Source organism: Vescimonas coprocola (assembly GCF_018408575.1).
Lineage (GTDB): Bacteria > Bacillota > Clostridia > Oscillospirales > Oscillospiraceae > Vescimonas > Vescimonas coprocola.
Map to the genome: position 1 here is coordinate 1,165,398 of NZ_AP023418.1, position 21,541 is coordinate 1,186,938.

Annotated in this window: 22 protein-coding genes; 5 read left to right on the forward strand and 17 right to left on the reverse strand. The window is 62.7% G+C overall.

Features of this window, described 5'->3' with window-relative positions; all coding sequences use genetic code 11:
- Window positions 1-169: 169 nt before the first annotated feature.
- A complete protein-coding gene (locus tag KJS28_RS05770; protein WP_213542111.1) occupies window positions 170-1,369 on the forward strand; it encodes a Coenzyme F420 hydrogenase/dehydrogenase, beta subunit C-terminal domain in 1,200 nt (399 codons plus the stop codon).
- Window positions 1,354-1,932 carry an epoxyqueuosine reductase QueH gene (locus tag KJS28_RS05775; protein ID WP_213542112.1) on the forward strand — a complete coding sequence of 193 codons (579 nt, stop codon included), beginning with the start codon at window positions 1,354-1,356 and terminating at the stop codon, window positions 1,930-1,932. The genes KJS28_RS05770 and KJS28_RS05775 overlap by 16 nt, the downstream gene beginning before the upstream one ends.
- A gap of 54 nt (window positions 1,933-1,986) precedes the next feature.
- Here the strand turns inward: KJS28_RS05775 and KJS28_RS05780 are convergent, their stop codons facing one another.
- The 5 genes from KJS28_RS05780 to murD form a co-directional block, all read right to left on the reverse strand.
- Window positions 1,987-3,336, reverse strand: coding sequence for an acetyl-CoA hydrolase/transferase family protein (locus KJS28_RS05780; RefSeq protein ID WP_213542113.1), 1,350 nt, complete (start codon window positions 3,334-3,336; stop codon window positions 1,987-1,989).
- A gap of 232 nt (window positions 3,337-3,568) precedes the next feature.
- On the reverse strand, window positions 3,569-4,843 hold the full coding sequence (locus KJS28_RS05785; RefSeq protein WP_213542114.1) for an alpha-amylase family glycosyl hydrolase: 1,275 nt from the start codon (window positions 4,841-4,843) through the stop codon (window positions 3,569-3,571).
- Window positions 4,844-4,858: 15 nt separating this feature from the next.
- On the reverse strand, window positions 4,859-6,856 hold the full coding sequence (gene ligA / locus KJS28_RS05790; protein ID WP_213542115.1) for an NAD-dependent DNA ligase LigA: 1,998 nt from the start codon (window positions 6,854-6,856) through the stop codon (window positions 4,859-4,861).
- Window positions 6,857-6,866: 10 nt separating this feature from the next.
- On the reverse strand, window positions 6,867-7,562 hold the full coding sequence (gene yunB / locus KJS28_RS05795; RefSeq protein ID WP_213542116.1) for a sporulation protein YunB: 696 nt from the start codon (window positions 7,560-7,562) through the stop codon (window positions 6,867-6,869).
- A gap of 50 nt (window positions 7,563-7,612) precedes the next feature.
- Window positions 7,613-8,998: a UDP-N-acetylmuramoyl-L-alanine--D-glutamate ligase gene (gene murD / locus KJS28_RS05800; RefSeq protein WP_213542117.1), complete on the reverse strand. Its 1,386-nt coding sequence runs from the start codon at window positions 8,996-8,998 to the stop codon at window positions 7,613-7,615.
- A gap of 185 nt (window positions 8,999-9,183) precedes the next feature.
- On the opposite strand from murD, the gene KJS28_RS05805 reads away from it, so the two are divergent.
- A complete protein-coding gene (locus KJS28_RS05805) occupies window positions 9,184-10,224 on the forward strand; it encodes a threonine aldolase family protein (RefSeq protein ID WP_213542118.1) in 1,041 nt (346 codons plus the stop codon).
- A gap of 274 nt (window positions 10,225-10,498) precedes the next feature.
- On the opposite strand, the gene KJS28_RS05810 is transcribed toward KJS28_RS05805, so the two are convergent.
- The 4 genes from KJS28_RS05810 to yqeB all read right to left on the reverse strand — a co-directional run bounded on the left by KJS28_RS05810 (window position 10,499) and on the right by yqeB (window position 14,317).
- Window positions 10,499-10,807 (reverse strand): hypothetical protein, encoded by a 309-nt coding sequence (locus tag KJS28_RS05810; RefSeq protein ID WP_021858877.1) that lies wholly within the window; start codon window positions 10,805-10,807, stop codon window positions 10,499-10,501.
- A 3-nt stretch (window positions 10,808-10,810) separates the two neighbouring features.
- A complete protein-coding gene (pckA, locus tag KJS28_RS05815) occupies window positions 10,811-12,379 on the reverse strand; it encodes a phosphoenolpyruvate carboxykinase (ATP) (protein ID WP_213542119.1) in 1,569 nt (522 codons plus the stop codon).
- Between the two features lie 98 nt (window positions 12,380-12,477).
- The gene (gene selD / locus KJS28_RS05820) at window positions 12,478-13,515 is read right to left on the reverse strand and encodes a selenide, water dikinase SelD (protein WP_213542120.1); all 1,038 of its coding nucleotides are present in this window, start codon (window positions 13,513-13,515) and stop codon (window positions 12,478-12,480) included.
- A 1-nt stretch (window position 13,516) separates the two neighbouring features.
- Window positions 13,517-14,317, reverse strand: a complete 801-nt coding sequence (gene yqeB, locus KJS28_RS05825; protein ID WP_213542121.1) for a selenium-dependent molybdenum cofactor biosynthesis protein YqeB — start codon at window positions 14,315-14,317, stop codon at window positions 13,517-13,519.
- Between the two features lie 167 nt (window positions 14,318-14,484).
- Here yqeB and KJS28_RS05830 point away from each other — a divergent pair, with 167 nt between their 5' ends.
- On the forward strand, window positions 14,485-14,841 hold the full coding sequence (locus tag KJS28_RS05830; RefSeq protein WP_213542122.1) for a winged helix-turn-helix domain-containing protein: 357 nt from the start codon (window positions 14,485-14,487) through the stop codon (window positions 14,839-14,841).
- A 9-nt stretch (window positions 14,842-14,850) separates the two neighbouring features.
- Here the strand turns inward: KJS28_RS05830 and KJS28_RS05835 are convergent, their stop codons facing one another.
- From KJS28_RS05835 to KJS28_RS05865, 7 genes are all read right to left on the reverse strand, one after another.
- Window positions 14,851-15,987, reverse strand: coding sequence for an aminotransferase class V-fold PLP-dependent enzyme (locus KJS28_RS05835; protein ID WP_213542123.1), 1,137 nt, complete (start codon window positions 15,985-15,987; stop codon window positions 14,851-14,853).
- Window positions 15,984-16,235 (reverse strand): putative Se/S carrier protein, encoded by a 252-nt coding sequence (locus KJS28_RS05840; protein ID WP_213542124.1) that lies wholly within the window; start codon window positions 16,233-16,235, stop codon window positions 15,984-15,986. Before KJS28_RS05840 ends, KJS28_RS05835 begins: the two co-directional genes overlap by 4 nt.
- A 111-nt stretch (window positions 16,236-16,346) precedes the next feature.
- Window positions 16,347-16,835, reverse strand: coding sequence for a 2-C-methyl-D-erythritol 2,4-cyclodiphosphate synthase (ispF, locus tag KJS28_RS05845; RefSeq protein ID WP_213542125.1), 489 nt, complete (start codon window positions 16,833-16,835; stop codon window positions 16,347-16,349).
- A complete protein-coding gene (ispD, locus tag KJS28_RS05850) occupies window positions 16,832-17,572 on the reverse strand; it encodes a 2-C-methyl-D-erythritol 4-phosphate cytidylyltransferase (protein ID WP_213542126.1) in 741 nt (246 codons plus the stop codon). The genes ispF and ispD overlap by 4 nt, the downstream gene beginning before the upstream one ends.
- Window positions 17,569-18,063, reverse strand: a complete 495-nt coding sequence (locus tag KJS28_RS05855) for a CarD family transcriptional regulator (RefSeq protein WP_213542127.1) — start codon at window positions 18,061-18,063, stop codon at window positions 17,569-17,571. Before KJS28_RS05855 ends, ispD begins: the two co-directional genes overlap by 4 nt.
- Window positions 18,064-18,231: 168 nt before the next feature.
- A complete protein-coding gene (locus tag KJS28_RS05860; protein WP_213542128.1) occupies window positions 18,232-19,473 on the reverse strand; it encodes a threonine synthase in 1,242 nt (413 codons plus the stop codon).
- A 23-nt stretch (window positions 19,474-19,496) separates the two neighbouring features.
- Entirely contained in the window at window positions 19,497-19,670 is a 174-nt protein-coding gene (locus KJS28_RS05865; protein WP_213542129.1) for a YlcI/YnfO family protein, read from the reverse strand.
- A 175-nt stretch (window positions 19,671-19,845) separates the two neighbouring features.
- Between KJS28_RS05865 and KJS28_RS05870 the strand changes: the two genes are divergently transcribed.
- The gene (locus KJS28_RS05870) at window positions 19,846-20,007 is read left to right on the forward strand and encodes a hypothetical protein (protein WP_213542130.1); all 162 of its coding nucleotides are present in this window, start codon (window positions 19,846-19,848) and stop codon (window positions 20,005-20,007) included.
- Window positions 20,008-20,065: 58 nt separating this feature from the next.
- Here the strand turns inward: KJS28_RS05870 and KJS28_RS05875 are convergent, their stop codons facing one another.
- A complete protein-coding gene (locus KJS28_RS05875) occupies window positions 20,066-21,541 on the reverse strand; it encodes a pyridoxal-5-phosphate-dependent protein subunit beta (RefSeq protein ID WP_213542131.1) in 1,476 nt (491 codons plus the stop codon).

The window sequence follows — 21,541 nt, forward strand, 5'->3', positions numbered from 1 at the left end:
CTACATACATATCTCTCTCCTATGAGCCGCCGTGAGAGCCACGGCGGCTCACTCTGTTTCTGCTCGCAGGAATCAGCATAGCTGGAAACAGGGGCTCTTGTCATTTTTGCTTCCCCGTGGTAGAATGGAGAAAAACGAAACATCTAAAAGAATCACGGGAGACATCGCTATGAACGATCACACCGTTCCGCAGCTACCCCCTCGCAGTCAATGCACCGGCTGCGCCGCCTGCGCCGAGGGCTGCCCCAAAAATGCCATCCATATGCTGCCCGACCGGGAGGGCTTCCTCTACCCCACGGTGACGGACGCCTGCATCCAGTGCGGCCATTGCACCCACATCTGCCCGGTGCTGCGCCAGCGGGAGGCCCATCCGGAGCCGGCGGTCTTTGCCGCATGGAACCCCGACAATGCCGTGCGGCAGAACTCCACCTGCGGGGGTGTATTCTCCCTGCTGGCGGACTATGTGCTGGAGGGCGGCGGCGTGGTGTTCGGTGCCGGGATGGACGCCCATCTGCGGGTCCGCCATGAAGCGGTAAAGCGCAAGGAGGACCTGCCCCGCATCCGGGGAGCCAAGCCCGTTCAGAGCGACGTCACCGGCATCTATCAGCAGGTGCGGCAGGAGCTGGATCGGGGGCGGCCTGTGCTGTTCTCCGGTACGCCCTGTCAGGTGGACGGACTTTACCACTATCTGGGAGAGCACCCGGAGAAGCTGCTGACCTGCGACGTGCTGTGTCGGGGCGTCTGCTCCCCCGGCGTATGGGCCAAGCTGGTGCAGTCCATGGCCTACATCAAGCGCAAGCAGCCGGTGGCCGTCCAATTCTGCGGCAAGCTGCCCGGTCAGAGGGAGCGCTGCTTCCAGGTACGGTTCGACGATGGCACTACCTTCGACTCCCCTCTGTCCAAGTCCGAGTTCGGCAGGGGCTTTTTCGGAAACCTCTTCCTGCGCCCGGCCTGTCACACCTGTCCCTATGCCTCCGTGGACCGGCCCGGCGATCTGTCGCTGGGAGCATTCTGCGGCCTGCCCAAGGACGCCTACCCCCAGGAGCAGCGCAGCGGTGTCTCCCTGCTGCTGGTGAACACGCCCCATGGCGCCCATGTGTTCGATACGCTGCCCCTGAAGCGGGAGCTGCGGCCCCTGTCGGAGGCCGTGACCGGCGATCCGGCCTTGTCCTCCCCGGTGAAGCAGGCGGCCCAGCGGGCGGAGTTCTTCGATGCCTACGCCCGCCAGCCCTTCCAGCAGGTCCGCAACCACTATCTGACGGCCCAGCTTCTCTCCGGCAGCAGGAAGCAGGGCGCAAGGCCCGGCAAAAGATCCGAAAAGCCCTCTCTTTTCGCTGGCATTAAGGAGCGTCTATGGAAAAAACACTGATGCACACCTGCTGCGCTCCCTGCTCCGTCTCCTGCATCCAGCAGCTGCGGAGCGAGGGCATCGAGCCGGTGGCCTACTGGTATAACCCCAACATCCACCCCTATCAGGAGTACAAGGTCCGGCGGGACACGCTGATGGCCTACGCCCCTACCATCGGCATGGAGCTTATTGTGCAGGAGAATTACGGCCTGCGGGAGTTCTGCCGGGCGGTCTGCGGGGATATCGACCACCGCTGCAGCGTGTGCTATGCCCTGCGGCTGGCCCAAGCGGCCCAATATGCCGCCCGGCACGGCTATGACAGCTTCACCACCACCCTGCTGGTGAGTCCCTACCAGAACCATGAGCTGCTGGCGGAGACAGCGGAGCGCATGGGCCGGGAGTACGGTGTCCGGTTCCTGTACCGGGACTTCCGCTCCGGCTTCCGGCAGGGACAGCAGGAGGCCCGTGCGCTGGGCTTTTATATGCAGAAGTACTGCGGCTGCGTGTTCAGCGAGGAAGACCGCTACCAAAAGCAGATCCTCCGGGATCAGAAGGAGCCGGAGAAGCACATACTGCCATCATGATGAAAAAAGCTGAGACCCGACTTCGGGTCTCAGCTTTTTTTCATGATAGGGGTATTACCGCTTGTTGGAACGGATCCAGATGCCCTGCTGCCGGGCGTGCTCAACCAGCTCATCCCGGAACTTGGGGTGGGCCACGGAGATGAGCCGCTCCGCCCGCTCCCATGTGCTGCAGCCCACCAGATTCACGCCGCCGTACTCGGTGACGATGTAGTAAGCCAGACTCCGGGGATCGGTAACGATGTCGCCGGGATTCAACAGCGGTGTGATGCGGGAGACCATCTCCCCCTGCTTATCGGTGAAGGTGGATGTCAGACAGATGAAGGCCTTGCCGCCAGGGGACACCGCCGCCCCCTCCAGAAAGTCCAGCTGACCGCCGGTGCCGCTGATCTGGCGGGTACCGGCGCTCTCGGCGCAGATCTGGCCGTACAGGTCCACGGAGATGCAGTTGTTGATGGAGACAAAGTTCTCGATGTTCCGGACGGTACTGGGAGCGTTGCAGTAGGAGATGGGGTAGGTCACCACGCCGGGATTCTCCCGCACCCAGTCGTACAGATCCTCGGAGCCGATGGCAAAGCCGAACACGCTCTTATAGCGGTCGATGTCCTTGCGCTTGTTGGTGATCTTCCCGGCCCGGTACATATCCAGATAGCAGTCGCACAGCATCTCCGTGTGGATGCCCAGATCCCGCAGATCGGACTGGGCCAGCATCTGGCCCACGGCATTGGGCAGTGAGCCGATGCCCAGCTGCAGGGTGGCGCCGTCGTCCATGTTCTCCACCACGAACTCGGCAATGCGGGTCTCCGCCTCCGAGGCCGGCGGGGTTTGTATACTGGGCAGAGGGTTATGGGGGCCCTCCACGATCATATCCACGTCGTCGATGTGGATGCACTCGTCCAAGCCGCCGTAGACCCACGGCAGATTCTCGTTGATCTCCAGGATCACGATATCCGCCTTATCCAGCACCGCACGGGCGGAGGCGTTGGACAGGGAGAAGTTGAAGTAGCCGTGCTGGTTCATGGGGGTCACGCACATCATGGCCACGTTGACCGTCAGGAAATGCTGATAGTAGGCCCCCAGATTCCGGAACACCATTGGGTTGAAGCTGCACATCCCCCGGTCGCAGAGCTTGCGCTCATAGCCTGACATATGCCAGCTGTTGTAGATAAAATGCTCCCGGCCGGGGTCGCACTCCACCATCTGGATGGGCTGCTGGATCAGGTAGCCACGGATCTTCACACCGTAGAGCTCCTCCTTGCGTTTGGCAATGGCGGCATCCATCAGAGACGGGAAGGCACAGCCCATGCTGATATCCAGCCAGTCACCGCTCTTGACCACACGGGCGGCCTCGTCCGGGGTGCAGAGCTTGCGCTTATATTCCGATTCATATTGGAAGGGTATAGCCATAGCGTTCCTCTTTTCTGTGTTTCGGGATATGATAGATCGTCTTTTCTTTAACAGAACCGTGCAGAAACGGCGGGCGGAGCCTCCGCCCCGCCCGCACGGGTCCTGTCACCCGGACAGGGCGCAGACGCCCCGTCAACGTATTTTTTATTTTACCATGTGTTACAGAATTGTCAATGTTAAATTCTCCAATTCTGCCGGGATGCAGTACCTGCTTTTGTGCCGATGGGGCAAATCAGCCGATGACCGCCGGGGCCTGCGCCAAATCGAAGGCGCCGCCGGAGACGGTGACCTCCCGGCCGGTGATGCGGTCGGTGTAGGTGCCGTCGGGCAGATCTACGGCCACACTGCCCCCGGCGTTCTTCAGGTCGAAGATGCCCCGAACACGGGCCTCCGGCCCGTCATAGCAGCCCACCACAGCCCGTTCCTCCACCGCCTCCAGCTGGAAGCAGGCGGACATGGGCAGGGTGCGCTTCATCTGGCGCAGCTGCTTGAGATAGGGCTGGAGGTCCAGCCGCATATCACAGTAGGCATCGTCGGCGTTAAAGAGATCCACCCGGTGGCGGGGGGCGTACTCCTGTCCGCTGTAAAGCAGGGTAGTTCCCTTTTCAAAGTACAGCAGCGCCAGCCAGTTCCGCAGAGCCTCGTCGGAGTCCACACGGGAGGCAAAGCGGGGCTGGTCGTGGTTCTCCAGGCACCGCAGCTTCACATAGCCCGCCGGGTACTCGCTCTCCTGAAAGTTCACCAGCGCCGTATACTCCCGGAGAGTGCCGGTGGGCTGGAAGCAGCCCTCGAAATAGGGCCAGATATCGTAGTCGTAGGTGATATCAAAGGCATCATACAGCTCCGTGTCAGCGGCGCAGTAGTAGCCCGCCCGGCGCATGGCCATCGTGTGGGCGGCATGGACGCTCTCGGCCAGCCAGATGCAGCCGGGGCGCACCCGCTCCACCTGCTCCCGTGCCTCCCGCCAGAAGGCCAGCGGAACGGCGCTGGCCACGTCGCAGCGGAAGCCGTCCACGATCTCCGCCCAAATTTTCAGAGTCTCGATCTGGTACTTCCACAGCTCACGGTTGCTGTAATCCAGATCCACTACATCGGACCAGTCCGCCACCTTGCGGGTGGGATTCCCCGCCTCGTCCCGGAGAAAGAACTCCGGGTGGCCGGTGGCCAGTATGGAATCCGGGGAGGTGTGGTTATACACCACGTCGATGATGCACTTCATGCCACGTTTGTGGATCTCCCCCACCAGATGCATGAAGTCCCCCAGCGTGCCGTACTCCGGGTTGATGCCCCGGAAGTCCCGGATGGCGTAGGGGCTGCCCAGCGTCCCCTTGCGGCCTGCCTCCCCGATGGGATGGATGGGCATGAGCCAGATGATGTCCGTACCCAGCGCCGCCAGACGATCCAGATCGCCCTCCAGCGCCTGAAAGGTACCCTCCTTGGTATGGTTGCGTACAAAAATGCTGTAGATCACTTTTTCCCGCAGGCGGGTGTTGGTTTGACGTGCCATATGCAGCCTCCTGTCTCACACTGTTTTATCTTCCTCCGGCGCATCCAGCAGCGCCAGAAATTCATCCTCTGTCAGCACCGGCACGCCCAGCTCCTGCGCCTTGCGCAGCTTGGACCCGGCATTGGCTCCCGCCACCACATAGGTGGTCTTTTTGGACACCGAGGAGGCGGCCTTGCCGCCCCGGCGCTCGATCATCTCCCCCGCTTCCTCACGGGTAAACTTCTCCAGCGCACCGGTGAGCACGAAGGTCATACCGGCGAAGCGGCGATCCGTCTGCTCCTCCCGGCAGGTCATGTTCACCCCCGCCGCCCGGAGCCGCTCCAGCAGGTCACGGGACTGGGGGTTCTCCATCCATCGGAGGATATATCCGGCGGTGACGGCGCCCACGTCGTCGATGGCGGTGAGTTCCTCCTCCGTGGCGGAGCGCAGGGCGTCCATGGTGCCGAAGTGGGCGGCCAGCGTCTTGGCGGCCTTCTCTCCCACCTGACGGATGCCCAGCGCAAAGATCAGCCGCCACAGGTCGTTCTCCTTGCTCTGATAGATGGCGGCCACGGCGTTGGCGGCAGACTTGTCCCCCATACGCTCCAGCGGCTTCAGGTCCGCCGGGGTCAGGTCGTAGAGGTCGGCAGGGGTCTTGACCAATCCGCTCTCGATAAGCTGGTTCATCACCGCCGGCCCCAGCCCGTCGATATCCATGGCATTGCGGCTGGCAAAGTGGGTCAGGTGCCGCAGACGCTGTGCGGGACACTCCGCCCCGGTGCAGCGCAGGGCTGCGCCATCCTCGTCCCGCTCCACCGGCGCTCCGCAGACGGGGCAGGTATGGGGCAGATAGTAGGGCTGCGCCCCGGCGGGACGCTTGCCCGGCACCACGGAAACGATTTCCGGGATGATCTCCCCGGCCTTCTGCACCACCACGGTATCCCCGATGCGGATATCCTTCTGGGTGATGTAATCCTGATTGTGTAGGGTGGCGAAGGTGACGGTGGTCCCCGCCAGACGCACCGGCTCCAGCTCCGCCTTGGGGGTCAGCACGCCGGTGCGGCCCACCTGCACCACGATATCCCGCAGCACCGTCTCCTTCTGCTCCGGGGGATACTTATAGGCGATGGCCCAGCGGGGACATTTGGCGGTGCTGCCCAGCACCTCCCGCTCCGACAGGCTGTTGAGCTTGATGACGGCTCCGTCCATGTCAAAGGGCCGCTCCATGCGGGTGTCGTTGAGGCGACGGATCTCCTCCATGATCTCCTCCCCGGCCCGCAGACGGCGGTAGGAGATGGTCTTGAACTGCTGGGAGGCCAGATAGTCGATGGTCTCGGTATGGGTGGAAAACGTCCGTCCCTCTGCCAGCTGGAGGTTGAATACGGCGATATCCAGTCGCCGCCGGGCGGCGATCTTGGGGTCCAACTGCCGCAGGGAGCCGGCAGCAGCGTTGCGGGGATTGGCCATGAGGGGCTTTCCCTCGATCTCCCGTTGGCGGTTCAGTTCTTCAAAGACGGATCGGGCCATGTACACCTCGCCCCGGACGATGAGCCGTGGCAGCTTCTCCGGCAGGGTCATGGGGATGGAGCGGATGGTTCGCAGGTTCTCCGTCACGTCCTCCCCGATGCGGCCGTCGCCTCGGGTGGCGCCACGGACGAACACGCCGTCCCGGTACTCCAGCGCCACGGACAGGCCGTCCACCTTAGGCTCCACGCTGTATTCGGCATCTGGAAAGGTCTCCCGGATGTGGGTCAGGAACTCCTCCACCTCCCCGCCGTCAAACACGTCCTGCAGGCTCTCCAGTGGGACGGGGTGCTTCACCTCCTGAAACTGGGTCAGGATGGGTCCACCCACCCGCTGGGTGGGGGAGTCCGGGGTGATCTCCTCCGGGTGCTCCCGTTCCAGATCCTCCAGACGGCGGAGCATATGGTCGTATTCATAGTCGGAGATCTGCGGATCGTCCAGCACGTAGTAGCGGTAGCCGTGGGCGTTGAGAGTGTCCCGCAGCCGTTTCATTTCTTCCTGATAATCCATAGTCGTCCCCTTATCCGTTGTTCATGATATAGTCCTCAGCGTACTGCTCCGCATCCTCCGGCGTGGTGCTGAAATAGGTGTAGGTATCCGGTACGCTGCCGATGATGATGGTCTCCGCCACGGTGATCTCATTGGAGACTTGGGTGGAGGTGCGGAAGCCCGGCAGGAGAATACTCATCTGCACGGTGACATCCAGCAGGATCTGATGCTTGGTCTGGTTGATGCCCGCCGCCGTAAAGGCATTGCGGAGCTTGGCGGTGGTGGAGCCCACAGCCTGCATCCGGATGCGGATACAGGGGCCACGCCCCGCCAGCAGCGAGGAGCCTGTCAGCGTTCCCACGGGGATCTCCAGCTCCCGCGTGGACACCTCCGACAGCCGCTGGAGGATGCTGTCTGCAATGCGGCTTTGCAGGCGGTTGAAGGCCGCCATGTCGCTGCGTACCGCCGCCACATGGCCGCTCTGATCCTTTTCCAGATGCACCAGCGTATCGTAGTCCACCTCCCCGGCGCTGACAGCGTCATAGACCGCCGTGACCACGATGCGGTTGACGGTATTGGAGACGCTGGCCGCCGCCAGATTGGTGAGGATGGGCTTCATATGCAGCACGGCCACACACATAAGGCCCATCACCGCCGTCAGCAGGAAAACACCCCAGATGGCCGCCCGCCGTCCGGCAGACAGGCGCACATAGCGCAGTCTCTTCACGGCACGCACCTCCCTTGCTCCAGTGTATGCCGGGAGGGGCGGCGGGGTGCTTACTCCCGCCAGCCGTTGACGATGGCCTTGAAGGTCTTGCCACGCTCCATGAAGTTTTTGAACTGGTCGAAGGCGGCGCAGGCCGGGGACAGCGTCACCACGTCACCGGGCTGTGCCCGGTCACGGGCAGCCTCTACGGCACGTTGGAAGGGCGTCACCTCCAGAATTTCCGGGTGGCCGGGGCAGTAGCCGGGGGCCTGCTCCACGGCGGCACGGATCTTCCCTGCGGTGGCGCCGCACAGCACCAGCAGCTTCACATGCTCCACGATCTCCGGCCCCAGCACTTCGAAGGGAATGTGCTTGTCATAGCCCCCGGCGATGAGAATGACCTGCTCCGGGAAGGAGCGCAGCCCGGCAATGGTGCGGGAGGGGCTGGAGGCGATGGAGTCGTTATAGTACCGCACCCCGTGATAGGTACGTACCAGCTCGATGCGATGCTCCACGCCGTTGAAGGTGCGAGCGAAGTCCCGGATGATCCCGTCCGGCACCAGCCCCTCCACGGCGGCGATAGCCGCCATGTAGTTCTCTACATTGTGGACGCCCGGCAGGCGGATGTCCGCCGTGGTCATGATCCGGCGCTCCTGCCCGTTATGGCGGCAGAGGATATCCTCCCCCCGGAGGAACACGCCCTCCTCCGGCTCGGAACGCCGGCTGAAGAGCCGGACGGCCCCCACGGCCCGCAAGGCCTGCTGCCGGGTGATGTCGTTGTCCTGATTGAACACGGCGATGTCGCCGGGGCGCTGATAGCGGAAGATGTTCTCCTTGGCCGCCACATACTCCGCCATGTCCTTGTGGACGTCCAGATGGTTGGGAGCCAGATTGGTCACCACGGCGATATGGGGGCTGCGATCCATGGTCATCAGCTGGAAGCTGGACAGCTCCAGCACCGCCCAGTCCTCCGGCTCCATATCATCCGCCTGACACAGCAGGGGCTGACCGATGTTGCCGCCCACGTGGACGGTTCTGCCCGCCGCCTTCAGCAGCTCTGCGATGATGGTGGTGGTGGTGGTCTTGCCGTCGCTACCGGTGACGGCGATCATGTGGCAGGGGCAGACCTGAAAGAACACCTCCATCTCGCTGGTGAGGGTACTGCCCTGCCGCTGCGCCGCCAGCAGCTGCGGCACGTCCGGCCGCAGACCCGGTGTGCGGAAGATAACGTCCTGCGTCAGGCCGTCCAGATACCCCTCCCCCAGATGGAGCATGGCTCCGGCGGCCTCCAGCTCATCGGCCAGAGGGCCCAGCTTCTCCCGGCTGCTTCTGTCGCAGGCGGTGACGGCGATACCCTCGGCCAGCAGGCGGCGCAGCAGCGGCGTATTGCTGACGCCGATGCCGATGACCGCCACGGTCTTATGCCGCAGCGAAGTGAGATATTCCTGTAAAGTCATAAGGCAAAGCCTCCTAAAACAGCAAATAAGATAATTCGGTTTATTATACTCCTTTTTCCCGGTCAGTTCAATCGCTTTTGCAAGAAAACCGCCGCCCTATTTGGTGGGAAAGTGCATTTTGGACTTTACACCCGGCCTCCGGTGGGGTAAAATGGAGGTACTGTACGTGGAAAGGAGACACTGTCATGATCTATTTCAACAGTGACTATCTGGAGGGCGCACACCCCGCCCTCATGGCAAAGCTCAACGAGACCAACATGGTCCAGACCGTAGGCTACGGCGAGGACGAGTACTGCGCCGCCGCACGGGTCAAGATCCAGAACGCCTGTCAGGCCCCGGAGGCCGACGTCCACTTCCTGGTGGGCGGCACCCAGACCAACACCACCGTCATCGCCGCCGTGCTGCGTCCGTGGCAGGGCGTGCTGTGCGCCGTCAGCGGACACATCAACTGTCACGAGGCCGGTGCCATCGAGTCCACCGGCCACAAGGTCATCACCCTGCCCACCACTAACGGCAAGATCACGGCCCCGCAGGTGCAGGAGTATGTAGAGTGGCACAGAAACGACGAGTCCACGGAGCATATCGTCCAGCCCGGCATGGTCTACATCTCCTATCCCACCGAGGGAGGCACCCTTTACTCCAAGGCGGAGCTGACGGAGCTGTACGACGTGTGCCGCCGGTACGGCCTGCCCCTGTTCATCGACGGCGCCCGGCTGGGCTACGGCGTCATGGCCGACGGTGCTGACCTGACCCTGCCGGAGATCGCCCACCTGTGCGACGTGTTCTATATCGGCGGCACCAAGGTCGGTGCTCTGTTCGGTGAGGCCGTGGTCATCATGAACCCGGCTCTGAAGAAGGACTTCCGCTTCATCATGAAGCAGCGGGGCGGCCGCATGGCCAAGGGCCGTCTGCTGGGCATCCAGTTCGACGCCCTGTTCACTGACGATCTGTATTTCAGAATTTCCCGCCATGCCGATGAGATGGCCTATCAGATCCGGGATATCTTCGTCTCCGCCGGATATCCCCTGCTGTTTGACTCCCCCACCAACCAGCAGTACCCCATTATGCCTGATGAGGAGTTGGCCATTCTGGGGAAGAACTTCGGCTATGAGTACTGGGAGCGCACCGATCCCACCCACTCCGGTGTGCGCTTCTGTGCCAGCTGGGCCACCACTCAGGAGAACGTGGACGCCCTCCGGGCTGCCGTGCAGGCGCTGAAAAAGTAACAACAGCGAAACGCCGCAATCGATACAAGGACCCCCGGCCGACGGCCGGGGGTCCTTTCAGCGTGTCGAAAAGACTTTTCGCCACGCTGAGGCATTTTTCAGAGCTTCAAAAAGCTCTGAAAAATGGGGATCATCATCGTGCAGGACACCCTTCCGGGTTTCCCGCACACACCCTTCCGCCCCGTTGACGAAAGGCTCCCCTCTTTTGACAGGCTCAAGGACCCCCGGCCGTCGGCCGGGGGTCCTTTCCTTATGGGGATAAAGCGGTCATGGGTCAGAATTTTCTGGCGGACACGTCGCATAGCTGGAGGCGCACGCCGTTCTCGGCGGCCAAGGTCCTGCCCTTTTCCAGCAGCTTGTCCCGGTTCCGGTTCAGCAGCTGCACCAGCAGTTCATCCTTCTTCTCCTGCGGCATCTTATCCAGCACCGTCCGGGCCATAGAGGCCGCCAGCTCCTTGTTCTGGGACAGCATCCCGCCCAGCACGCCGCCATCCTTGGCCATACTCTCCGCCAGTGCCGGGATCAGCACCTCTGACAGGGAGCGGTAGTCCACCTCGTCCAGCAGAATTTTCAGCTCGATCATGGCTCACTCCGCCTTAGGGCCTGCGGCCACCACCTCAGCACTCATGCGGGTGTACTTCTTGAAGTTCTCCACAAAGGAGCTTGCCAGCTTGCGGCAGGCGGCCCGGTAGGCCTCCTTGTCCGCCCATGTATTCTCCGGGATCAGCAGCTCACTGGGCACGCCCTCGATGGCCGTGGGTACCTGAACGCCGAAGGTGGGATCGGTGACGAAGTCCGCCTTCTCGATCTCGCCGGTGAGGGCCGCCGTCACCATGGCACGGGTATAGCGCAGCTTCATGCGCTGACCGGTGCCGTTCCAGCCTGTGTTCACCAGATACACCTTGGCTCCGGCCTTCTCCACCTTCTCCGCCAGCATGGCGGCATAAACGGAGGGATCCAGCGGCAGGAAGGGTTCACCGAAGCAGGTAGAGAAAGTGGGTACCGGCTCGGTGACGCCGATCTCCGTCCCCGCTACCTTGCTGGTAAAGCCGGAGACGAAGTAGTACATGGCCTGATTCCTATCCAGCTTGCTGATAGGGGGCAGCACGCCGTAGGCGTCGGCGGTGAGGAAGATCACCGTCTTGGGGACACTGGGGCTCATGCCGGAGAGCTCGGCGTTGGGGATATACTCCACCGGGTAGCCCACCCGGCTGTTCACCGCCAGCGAGTCGTCGTCGAAGTCGAACTCCCGTGTGTCGGGATCCATGACCACATTCTCCACCAATGCGCCGAATTTGATGGCGTTGTAGATTTCCGGCTCCCCCTCCGCAGAGAGGTTGATGCACTTGGCGTAGCAGCCGCCCTCGAAGTTAAAGACGGAGTCGTCGGCCCAGCCGTGCTCGTCGTCTCCGATGAGCTTGCGGGCGGGGTCGGCGGAGAGGGTGGTCTTACCGGTGCCGGAGAGGCCGAAGAACACGGCGGAGTCGCCGTCCGTTCCGATGTTGGCGGAGCAGTGCATGGGGAACACCCCCTGCTTGGGCAGGATGTAGTTCATGACGGAGAACACCGACTTCTTGATCTCGCCGGCGTAGCGGGTGCCGCAGATCACCACCAGATGCGCCTCGTAGTCCACCAGAATGGCGGCCTCGCTGTGGGTGCCATCGATCTCCGGGACGCACTTGAAGCCGGGGGCGGCCACGATGGTGTAGTCCGCCGTGAAGCTTGCCAGCTGCTCCGGCGTGGGCCGGCGCAGCAGCTGATGAATGAACAGGTTCTGGCTGGCCAGCTCGTTGACGATGCGGAAGGATTTGGTATACTTGGGGTCTGCCCCAGCGAAGCCGTCAAAGACGTAGACCTCCTTATTCTGGAGATACGCCGTGACCTTGGCGAAAATGGCGTCGAATTTCTCTTTTTCCATGGGGCGGTTCACCTTGCCCCATGCGATATCGTCGTGTACCGCCGGGGTGTCCACGATGAACTTATCGTTAGCGCTGCGCCCGGTGTACTTCCCGGTCTTTACCACCAGCGCCCCGGTGGCAGACAGGGTTCCCTCTCCCCGGCGCAGAGCGTGCTCCGTCAGCTGGGCCGGGGTCAGGTTGCGATATACCGCCGCCGCATTGACGATGCCCAGCTGCTCCAATCCGTAGGTTTCCATGACAGTTCCTCCTTGTTCCTCCCGCAGATCACGGGGCCGATAACAGCAGTATAGCACAGGGCCTTCGGAAAAGAAAGCCCTGTGCTATGATTTCCTTCTCAATGCAGCACGATGCGGGCGCCGCCCTCATAACGGCGCATAACGCCCACCCGCTGGGCGCTTGGCACGGTACCCTTCAGCTCCGCCAGCAGCGCATCGGCGTCCGCCGGATCCACGGCCATCAGCAGGCCGCCGGAGGTCTGGGGGTCATACAGCATATCCTGTACGGCGATCTCCGTCTGTCCGGCATCCACCCACTGCTCGGCAAAGGTACGGTTGCGGTACATCCCCGCCGGGAGCACCCCCATGCGGGCAAACTCCAGCGCCTCCGGGATCAGGTCCACCGCCGACACCTCCACCTCGGCCCGTAGGTCGCTGCCCTGCGCCATCTCCAGCAGGTGGCCCATCAGGGCAAAGCCTGTCACGTCGGTGCAGGCATGGACCCGGTACTTCACCATGGCGTCCCGGCCATTCTTGTTCAGGGTGGTCATCAGGCGCATGGCCAACTCCGTGCTCTCCTTGGAGCAAAGATCGGCCTTCATGGCGGAGGTGAGGATGCCGATGCCGATGGGCTTGGTCAGCAGCAGCACATCCCCCTCCTTGGCGCCGCTGTTGGTGAGGATCCTGTCGGGGTGGACGAAGCCCGTGACGGACAGGCCGTACTTGGGCTCGTCGTCGAAGATGCTGTGGCCGCCGGTGATGAGGGCGCCCGCCTCATAAACCTTCTCATAGCCGCCCCGGAGGATCTGATGCACCGTGTCCTTGGGCATATCCTCCGGCACACACATGATGTTCAGAGCCAGCTTGGGGTCACCGCCCATGGCGTAGATATCCGACAGGGCGTTGGTGGCTGCGATCTGGCCGAAGGTATAGGGATCGTCGGCAATGGGCGGGAAAAAGTCCAGCGTCTGCACCAGCGCCAGCTCGTCCGATACCTTATACACCGAGGCGTCGTCGCTCTTATCAAAGCCCACCAGCAGATTGGGATCCTTGTGGACCTGGATACCCTCCAGCAGCTGCGCCAGCACACCGGCGCCTACCTTGGCGCCGCAGCCGGCGCACTTGGCCAGCTTCGTCAGTTTTACATTTTCTTCCATTTTATGGTTCCTCCTTCAATTTCCCGGACAGGGCCAGCACCGCCTCCAGCACACCGCCGCCCACGGCCAGTGCCTTGTCCGATACCGTATCACAATATTCCCGTTTGCCACGGGGATCCACGTCTCCGGCCTTCATGCCCCGGAACACCGGAGTCCCATCCGACAGGATGCCCCGCAGCACACCGCTGATGGTGCAGCGCATGGGCTGACCCTCCACCGTAGCCACCACGTCCCCCTCGGCAACCGTGGCCCCGATATCCGCCAGTTGGTGCAGGATGCCGTCTGCCGGAGCACGCAGCACCCGCTCCCCGGCGAAGCCGCCGACGAGTCCCGGTATGCTGGTGTTGGGCAGGGCGCTGCCCCGATAGATGACCCGGCCCAGCGTATGGCCCCGCATGGTCTCCACCACCGCATGGCAGTCCTCTCCGGCAGTGAAGCCCGGCCCTACGCCTACCACCACCGGTGCATCGGTGATGCGGGTGCCCAGATTCCGCTTGGCCAGAATGGCATCCACCAGCGCATCCGGCCGCAGTTCCTCCCGGCACCGCAGCTCCGGGTCCGCCAGCACGGAGATCTCTCCCGCCGCACAGATCCTCCGGGCCTGAGGGACATCCACCGCCCGGCGGGCCGTGGCATCCTCCACCTGCGTCTCCCCCAGCACGATGGCCTGCGAGAAGCACACGGTGCGGCGAATGGCCGTGGGCTGGGGCAGATCCGTCATAACCACCTGCATGCCGGCCCTCCAAAGGCGCATCGCAATGCCTGTGGCGATATCCCCCGCTCCCCGGATCAGTACCAGCATCGTTTTTCCTCCATCCGTTCTCTTTTTATGAGGATAACACGTTTTCCCGTTTTCGTCAATCACCCCGGTATGGAGGAAAGCCAACGTACCGCCCCGCTATCGCTAATTTCCATCCTCAGACGGCGGTTTCCATTGACGGCAGGCGGCAAGCCTGCTACAATGAACACATGGAAGAGAAATTATCGTATCGGAATACCGTCCGCCTGTTCGCCGGGGAGAAGTGCTTCGGTCCGGGCGTCGCCCAGCTGCTGCGCCATGTGCAGGAGTTTCATTCTCTGCGCTCTGCGGCCAAAGCCATGAACATGGCCTACTCCAAGGCGTGGACCATCGTCAAGTCCTCGGAGCGGATCTTGGGCGTCCAGCTGCTGCATACCTCCGTGGGGGGAAGGAGCGGCGGCGGAGCGCAGCTGACGGAGGAGGCGGTGCTCCTGCTGGAGGCCTACACCGCCTTCTGTGCCGATCTGCACGCCGCCGGGGACGCTCTCTTCGCCCAACACTTCGGGTATCTGGAGGGCCGGTCGTAAGCAGCTCCTCTATCTGACAGTCTCACGAAAAAGCTGGTGCAGCTCCTGCGCCAGCTTTTCTATTTGCGCCGGAGTGTTGAAGTCGGAAAGGCTCAGGCGCACCGTGCCGGTGTCCAGTGTCCCCGCCGTGCGGTGGGCCAGCGGCGCACAGTGAAGCCCCGCCCGCAGGGCGATACCCCGGCGTCCCAGCGCCTCCGCCAGCTCTTCGCAGTCCCGGCCCGCCGCCCGGAAGGACACCACACCGGTGGGATGGGGGCCGTTTGCGGGCGTGAATACCTCCACCCCCGGCAGGGCCTTCAGGCGGCGCACCGCCTCCGCCGCCAGCTGCCGCTCCCGGCAGGCGATGGCCTCCGGCGTCCGTCGGCGGACGAACCGCAGTCCCTCCAACAGCCCGGCGATGCCCGGCATATTGTGGGTGCCGGCCTCCAGGCGATCCGGCAGGGTCGGGGGCATCTGCCGGTCACGGGAGGCGCTTCCCGTGCCGCCCAGCAGCAGCGGCCGGGCGGGCCGTTCGCCGCACAGCAGCAGCCCCGTCCCCTGGGGGCCGTAAAGCCCCTTGTGGCCCGGCATGGCAATGAAGGCCGCCCCCAGCTCCGTCAGGTGCAGGGGCAGCGTCCCTGCCGATTGGGAGGCGTCCACCAACAGCGGCACACCCCGGCTGCGGCAGACTCCGGCGATCTCCTCCAGCGGCTGGACGCAGCCGAACACGTTGGACACATGGTTGACGATCACCGCATCCGCCCCGGCCAGAATGGCCCGTCGGAATTCCTCCGCCGCCTGCTCCCGCCGGAAGGGCGGCGCATCCACCACCGTCAGGCGCACCTCCGGTATGGCATACAGGGGGCGGCAGACGGCGTTGTGCTCATAGCCGGAGATCACCACCCGGCTGCCGGGAACCACCAGCGACCGGATGGCGATGTTCAACCCGTGGGTGGCGTTCATGGTGAACACCACATTCTCCGGCGACGGCACGCCGAATAGCGCCGCCGCCTCGGCCCGACACCGGAAGGCCGTCTCCTCCGCCCGGCGGGCGGTGGGATGGCTGCCCCGTCCGGGAGTGGACAGCTCTGCCGCCGCCTGTGCCATGGCCTGCCGCACCTGGGGCGGCTTTTCCAGTGTGGTGGCCGCAGCGTCCAGATAGATCATGTCCCCGCCTCCTGCCAGCCGCTATCCGTCCGTTCATATATGCCAAGGGGCGTCAGCCCCGCTGTCTGTAAGCACGTCTGGGCCTCCTGCCGCCGCTGGCCCCGCACCTTCACCGCATAGCTGCATCCGCCGCCGGTAAGCCCCGCCGGGGCCCGGAACAGGACGCTGCGGATGCCGCACTGCTCCAACGCCCGCACCATACGCTGGGCATGGGTGACGGAGCGGGCGATGAAAAGAATCTCGTTCATTCTGCACTCCTCCTCACGGGACATTCTATGTGAAAGCGTCCCCGCCGGTGCGGTATCCACCATATGAAAAAGAGGAGAACGGCTCGTCCTCCTCTTTTTATCGCTTACGGATCAGTTCTCCGCCCTCTGGATCAGCGCCACGGCGTGGGCGGATATCCCCAGTCCCTCACCGGTGAAGCCCAGATGCTCCTCCGTGGTGGCCTTGACGTTCACCTGCTCCGGCCGGATGCCCAGCGTCCGGGCCAGCGCACAGCGCATCTCCTGCCGGTAGGGAGCGATCTTGGGGGCCTGCGCCACCAACGTGGCGTCGATATTTACCACCTGCCACCCCTGCTCCGTCAGGGCCTTCATCACCCGCTCCAGCAGCGTCAGGCTGGAGATGTTCAGAAAGGCATTGTCGCAGTCCGGGAATAGCTTCCCGATATCGTCCATACCGGCAGCGCCCAGCAGGGCATCCATCACCGCATGGGTCAGCACGTCCGCATCGGAGTGGCCGTCCAACCCCTTCTCCCACGGGATGGTAACACCGCCTAAGATCAGAGGCCTCCCCTGTGCCAGACGGTGAACGTCGTACCCGTGTCCTACCCGCAGTCCTGTCATGCCTGTTTCCTCCTCTCGGCCAGAATGGCCTCCGCCAGACGCAGGTCCAGCGGCCTAGTAATTTTGATGTTCTCCGGATCCCCGGCGGTGAGATAGACCTCCTTGCCCAGCCGCTCCACAGCGGAGCAGTCGTCCGTCAGAGTCACCTCGGCGTTCACCGCCGACTGAAGCGCCGCCTTCAGCAGCTCCGCCTGAAACACCTGCGGCGTCTGCACGGCAAAGAGGGCCGCCCGGTCCGGCGTCTCCAGCACCCGGCCCGTGGACGGCTCCGTCCGCTTGATGGTATCCGACACCGGCACCGCCGGGGCGGCGGCATAGGTGCGCTCCCCGAAACGGATCAGCTCGTCGATCTGTTCCGGGCGGATCAGGGGCCTTGCCCCGTCATGTACAGCGATGAGCCGGGCCTTTTCGTTGGCCTCCAGCGCCGCCGCCAGCACCGAGTGGGTGCGGGTCTCACCGCCCACCACCACACGCACGGGCTTTTGCAGGCTACATTTCTGGCACAGCTCCGCCATCTCCGCCAGACACTCCGTCCGGGTGGACAGTATGATCTCGTCCACCAGCGTGGCGGCGTCGATGGCCCGGAGGGTGTGGGCCAGCACCGGCTCCCCCTCCAGCGGCAGCAGCAGCTTGTTGCCGCCGCCCATGCGCCGGGATTCCCCCGCCGCCGGTACGATCATGGTACAGTAAGGGCGGCGCCTATCCCGCAGCTTCCCCAGCCGATCAAATAGCTTCATTCGTTCTTCGCTCCCGTCATCATGGCCTGCTCAATGCGCTGCTCCGCATCGGGATAGGTATGTCCCTCCACCAGCACCACCTCGGATACCAATATTTGTTTGGCGCTGTGGAGCATCTTGCGCTCACCGTTGGAAAGGCCCTTCTCCCGGTCCCGCCACATAAGGCCCTTGATGACACGGGCCACCTCCAGCAGGTCACCGCTCTTCAGCCGGTTCAGGTTCTCCCGATAGCGTCGGTTCCAGTTGGTGGTGCGGTCGATCTCCAGCCCCGGAATGGCGCTCAGTACCTCCCGGATGCGACCGGAGGTGGACAGGGCCCGGACGCCGATGGCCCCGCAGCTGCCTGTGGGGATCTTCAGCGTCAGCCCGCCGGAGGGCATTCGGAACACGTAGTAGCTGCCCAGCTGTCCGCCCAGCCGTTCCTGCACGATACTTTCGATGATCCCCGCCCCGTGCATGGGGTGAACCACCCGGTCACCTACCTGATACATACCGGTCCTTCCTTTCCAAACGATTTTTGTGTATAAGCACTCAAGAATATTATACCCTTATCCCGGTATATTTTCAAGAAAAATCGCAAAAAACGGTCCATCTATGAAAAAACAGCCTGCTGCGCACATTCCTTGCACGCAGCAGGCTGTTTTGTTTCATGAGACAGCTTATTCCACGGTGACGCCCCGCTGGGCAAAGCCCTTCACCATCAGATCCAGATCCGGCTCGATGTGCAGAGGCTCCCCGGCGGACTTGATGGCGTTGGCCACGTCCTTCAGGCCGTTGCCGGTGACCACCGATACCACCGTGGCATCCTTCTCGATGAGGCCCTGCTCACAGGCCTTCTTCAGCGCCGCCGTACCGGTGACACCGGCAGGCTCACCGAACACGCCGCAGGTGCGGCCCAGCAGCCGCTGCGCCGCCAGGATCTCCTCGTCGGTGACGCAGATAGCAAGGCCCTTGGACTCCCGAATGGCCGCCAGTGCCTTGTCGGCATTGCGGGGTACACCCACGGAGATGGAGTCGGCAATGGTGTTCTCCTCCATCGGCTCCCAGGGCTTATTCTCCTGAATGGCCCGGTTGATGGGATAGCAGCCGTAGGACTGGGCGGAGATGAGCCGGGGCAGCTTGTCGATGAAGCCGATGGCATACAGATCCTTGAAGCCCTTCCACACGCCGGCGATGGTGCAGCCGTCGCCCACGGAGATAGCCAGATAGTCCGGCATCTCCCAGTTCAGCTGCTCGGCGATCTCCAGAGCCACGGTCTTTTTCCCTTCGGAGAGATACGGGTTGATGGCAGCGTTGCGGTTGTACCAGCCGTACTTCTCGATGGCCTCGGCGGACATCTTGAAGGTCTCCTCGTAGTTGCCCTTGACGGAGATGACATTGGCCCCGAAGATCATCAGCTGGGCTATCTTGCCCTTGGGAGCCCGCTCCGGCACGAAGATATAGGTCTTGAAGCCCGCAGCGGCGGCGTTGCCCGCCAGAGAGCTGGCGGCGTTGCCGGTAGAGGAGCAGGCGATGGTCTTGGCGCCCGCCTCATAGGCCTTGGCCACGGCCATGGCACTGGCCCGATCCTTCAGGGACGCCGTGGGGTTCTGACCGTCATCCTTCACCCACAGCTTGCGGATCCCCAGCGCACGGGCCAGATTAGGCTCGTCGTACAGAGGGCTCCAGCCCACCCGCAGAGGGGTATCAGGGGTAGTTTCCTCCACCGGCAGCAGCTCCCGGTAGCGCCACATGGAGCGGTTCTCCCGCCGGGCCAGCTTCTCCTTGGTGAGGACGGACTTGATGTAGTCGTAGTCGTAGACGATGTCCAGAATACCGCCGCACTGGCAGTTGGTCAGATCCGGAGTGGCCTCATAGGTTTTGCCGCAGCGGACGCACTTTCCGTATTTCACGTTTTTCATGGTGACACCTCGTTCTATAAGATTCAGTCTTCTTCCCGTAAATTCTCCAGTGCCACCCGCACCGCCTCCACCACAAAGGCGTTGAAGGTGCAGTCCGTTCCCTGAATGGCCTCCTCCACCTCCCTGATGACAGTGTTGGGAAAGCGGATGGATTTCGTGGTAGAACTGGGTGGACTGGGGATCTTGAATTTACGCATGATAGGCACTCCTTGTCAACTTTTTTGCATGACAAATTGTACCTATATTTTGTGTTTCAATAAATGGTACATTAAGCATTGCATAATGTGTTGCATTTTGTAATGCCGTGCGATAAAATGGTCGAAAACCATACGCCGGGGGACTTGGATCCTCGGCCCAAAGGAGGTAGATCGCTTGGAGAGCAGCCAGAACTTCCCCGCATACTACACTGTTCTGTGCGCCCGGACCGCAGATGCCATCGACGCCATCGACCAACAGCGCTATCAGGAGGCCAGAGCGCTTCTGATCGCCGGGATGCAGGAGGCCGAGGAGATCATTCTATTCCAAGAGGAATAAAAACGCAAGGGCGGGACGGAGGTCCCGCCCCTGCGGCGTCTTGTGGGGTGATTCGCGCTTACAGAGCCTTCAGCAGGCCGGTGGCCTCGTTGAACTCGCAGATCAGCTGATCCAGCTCCTTGGCCTGAGCGTGAACGGCATCCCAAGTGTTCTTGGTGTCGTACCACTGGGCGTTCAGGTCCTCCACGTCCATACCCTGCTGCTCCACCCAAGTGTAGTACTTCAGGTTGTGGACACGCTTGCGCTCGGTGTAGGTCAGCTCCAGCATACTGTCGGTCTTGAGACCCAGCATATGCACGGCGTGATCCAGAGCAGCCTCGTGGGCGTTGTAGGCGCCGTGCTGCTGGTTCAGCTCCTCAATGCGGCTGCCGTACATCACGGCGGAGTCGGTGAGGACGGTGGCCACCACGTCGTTCTCGGTGAGCTCATAGTACTTGGCCATCTTGATGCAGCACAGCACATTGGCGATGCCGGAGATGCCCAGCCAGCTCATCTTCTCGATCTCCTCGGCGCTCATGCCCAGCTCGTCCTTCATGTACTGCTTGCCCTCCGGGGTGTTGAACAGGCGCAGCAGGCGCTGGGAGTCCTCGTCGTCGATGGCGATGGCCATGTCGGTGTTCTTCACATTGTGGATCCAAGGGATGTGCTTGTCACCGATGCCCTCGATGCGGTGGCCGCCGAAGCCGTTATCCAGAATGGTGGGGCACTGCAGAGCCTCGCCCACGGCCAGCTTCAGATGGGGATAGCGCTCCTTCAGCAGATCGCCGGCGGACATGGTGCCGGCGGAGCCGGAGGTGAAACAGGCGCCGGCGAAGTTCTGACCGGGCTTCTTGATGGCCTCGAACAGGTCTGCCAGAGCGTAGCCGGTAACGTTGTAGTGCCACAGGGGGTTGCCCATCTCAGCGAACTGGTTGAAGATCATCATAGTGGGATCCTTCTTCAGCTCCCAGGTCTTATCAAAAATCTCCTTGACGTTGGACTCGCAGCCGGGGGTAGCGATGATCTGACCGGCGATGCTCTTGAGCCAGTCAAAGCGCTCACGGGACATATCCTGCGGCAGGATCGCCACGGACTCGCAGGCCAGCAGCTTGGAGTTGAAGGCGCCGCCACGGCAGTAGTTGCCGGTGGAGGGCCATACGGCGTGATGATAGGTGGCGTCAAACTGTCCGGTCACCAGACGGGGAGCCAGACAGCCGAAGGAAGCGCCCACCTTGTGGCAGCCGGTGGGGAACCACTTGCCGGACATGGCAACGATACGGCAGGGAACGCCGGAGAGCTTGGTGGGGATCTCCACATAGTTGGGGACCGCCTGGAACAGGCCGCCGGTCTCCTTGGCCTCGTTGTGCCAGGAAATACGGAACAGGTTCACGGGATCCACGTCCCACAGGCCGGTGGTGGAAAGCTTGGCCTTGATCTTCTCCGGGATCAGATCGGGGTTCTGCATCTGAGCAATGGTGGGGATGATAATGTGGTTCTCCTTGGCCTTCTGGATGTTATGCTCCAAGCCAACCTTGTTGATGGACAGATCGATCAT